This is a genomic window from Desulfotruncus alcoholivorax DSM 16058, from assembly GCF_000430885.1.
GTDB lineage: Bacteria > Bacillota > Desulfotomaculia > Desulfotomaculales > Desulfallaceae > Desulfotruncus > Desulfotruncus alcoholivorax.
The window spans coordinates 1-1,863 of the sequence record NZ_AUMW01000061.1 but is presented as its reverse complement, the minus strand read 5'-3'; the positions used below and the strand labels follow the sequence as shown (position 1 = coordinate 1,863).

General features: G+C 32.6%; 2 protein-coding genes. Both read left to right on the top strand.

What is annotated here, in order from left to right:
• The first annotated feature begins 215 nt into the window (after positions 1-215).
• On the top strand, positions 216-860 hold the full coding sequence (locus tag H569_RS0117050) for a hypothetical protein (protein ID WP_027365963.1): 645 nt from the start codon (positions 216-218) through the stop codon (positions 858-860).
• A 525-nt stretch (positions 861-1,385) separates the two neighbouring features.
• Positions 1,386-1,610, top strand: a complete 225-nt coding sequence (locus H569_RS20885; RefSeq protein ID WP_051273734.1) for a transposase — start codon at positions 1,386-1,388, stop codon at positions 1,608-1,610.
• Positions 1,611-1,863 lie beyond the last annotated feature (253 nt).

Genomic DNA, 1,863 nt, shown 5'->3' with positions numbered 1-1,863 from the left:
AAACGACCTCCCTTCGCCAGCCGTAAGAAAGAGATTCGCTGTTATAAATTTTCATCCTTCTGCTGGTGCCGCGTTAGCGGCATGGGTGTCTAACTATAGTTTTTTTAGAGGTCTATGACAACTATTCTGACACAGGGGGAGATGAATCTCAAAGTACTAGTATGGGTCCTATTTTTTGGTTCCACTTTATTAAATTCAGGAGGAAAGAGTAGATAATGTTAAACAAAAAGATAATAAGTATTTTTATTATGCTACTAATATGTTCCCTGTCATTTGGTAGTATTGCTTTTGCTGCTGAAGATCAAGGTATAGCCACTGACAATCAAACTCAAGTTGACAAGGTAAAGGCAGAGAAGTATAAGGAAATTTCTAAAAAATATAAATTAGAACGTGTACAAAAAGCCCCTGACAAAGTAATTCCTGTTAAAGTAAATAGCCCAGAAGAGTTAGAATCACTTCTTCAATCTGCAAGTAAGATTAAGATTGAAAGGGTACCTGTTTCTAATAACGAAAGTACAGTTTCTGGGACCCAAAGCATAGTATCACCAAGCTCCACATATACAACATATACCACTGATTCCTACAAAGTTGGTATTGCCGGCTATATATATTTAAAAGCAAGAGTTGAAAAAGGTACTAGCACTATCTTAAGTGTTTCTCCTTACACTAGTTTCACTGGTTTTACTTGGGGATTTGATTGGAATGAATACAACATCGGCTCATCTATCGTATCCGGTGGTAAGGATTTTGAGTCTTGGGCTTCTGGTGGCTTAGAATATTACTTACTAGTTAATAGTGATCTAATGAGGTACTATATTCAAGAAATAGACTTAGAAGGTTATACAACAGTATTCCATTAAAATTAATGTATGAGCTGCAAGTGAAAAACTTGTAGCTCATTTGTATTAAAATATTCTGGGATACCGTTTTATAATGTAAAATATAGAAATATAATAAATTTTATAGGTGGTGAAATCATGGGATTTAATATTACTTTATTAGCTCAGCTACTTAATTTTGTAGTTCTGTTTTTGGCTATATACCTTATATATAAATTGTTTAGATACTGGATCAATAACATTAATTGTGCTAATAATCAAAGAAAAGAAATCATTAAAAAACTTGACGATATAACGGAAAGCAATAATAGGATATTAGAGTTGCTTAAAAATAATGATAATAACATCAAAAGCTAAGGTATATTTGTTGAAAATAATAAAAATTTCTGAAACCAAAATGCTACCTTCTTAATCTAGATACTGATAAAAAAATTAAGGAGTTAGTTTTTATGTTCAAAAGAATCAAATTGGAGTAGTATCATTTTAGTAGAGTCAGTAAACTCGTAAAATTGGAAATACTTACTAATAATAAGGAGGGTAATCCAAATGCGAGTTTATGAAAAAGAGTTCAAAGAAGAAGTAATTAAATTGTCCTACGAAATAGGTTCTAGGGCAGCCTCAGAACAGTTGGGAATACCACCAACCACGTTATACACATGGAGAAGTCGGATAAAGCAGCATGGGTCAATAGCGTTTGTGGGTAGTAAGATGTTACTGCGAATATTGGTGGTATTATATCGAGAGGTATTGCGAAATCCACTACAGCCATGAATTACTAATATAAAATCGCCAATAATAGCTTGTATAAGTACGCCTTACTTTTTATATAAGGGTGAGAGTGTGTTTTATGCAGAGTTATAACATACTCCAGAATATCAAAAATATTTTTTAAAAAGAACTTGTATATAACGCTAACAGCTTTCATATAGGAGCCAATTGCATAATTCCAACCCCATAAAACAAAAGGGTCTTAAAACAAAGGAAAACAAATTTACCCTAACCCAAAAAGTTGAAATATCTCAAC